The 430-nt window shown below is 49.8% G+C and carries 1 pseudogene; it reads right to left on the reverse strand.

Annotation, left to right across the window (positions count from 1 at the left end):
• Nucleotides 1-65 precede the first annotated feature (65 nt).
• Nucleotides 66-430 (reverse strand): annotated as a pseudogene (locus AB4Z23_RS28635) (hypothetical protein); the annotation flags it as partial.

Consider the following 430-nt stretch of genomic DNA (forward strand, 5'->3'; position numbering starts at 1 on the left):
CTCTCCAGCCTTGTCCTTGTAGACTTCAAATTTGTACATTCTTGTTTCCTTATGTTGATTTATGATTAGGTCTGCGCAAGCCTACCATGCTTCTGAACCGTTTTACGGCGCGGAACAACAACGGTAGCGTCGGTGGCAAAGCGATCGTTTCCAAGGGTCGGCTGTTTAACCGCTTTCCCACGTACAAGCTTCTGCCAATGTCCAGCTGAAGGTCGTGGAATATCGAACTCGTCACACACATTAGCGAGACGGATGGCATCCACATGATACATGTCCGCTAATTTGTTTAGCGGGGTACTCCAAACAAGCCCATAGAGGGCCGATCGGCTCAATGACAACATGACGAGCACCATTTCCCTCGCTCCCATGATGCCCGTCACAACAACGTTTTTGAACACTATCAGGAGATTGCCGCTGCTCAGTGGGAGAC

Origin of the sequence: Agrobacterium sp. MCAB5 (genome assembly GCF_052114365.1) — a bacterium.
Taxonomy (GTDB): domain Bacteria; phylum Pseudomonadota; class Alphaproteobacteria; order Rhizobiales; family Rhizobiaceae; genus Agrobacterium; species Agrobacterium tumefaciens.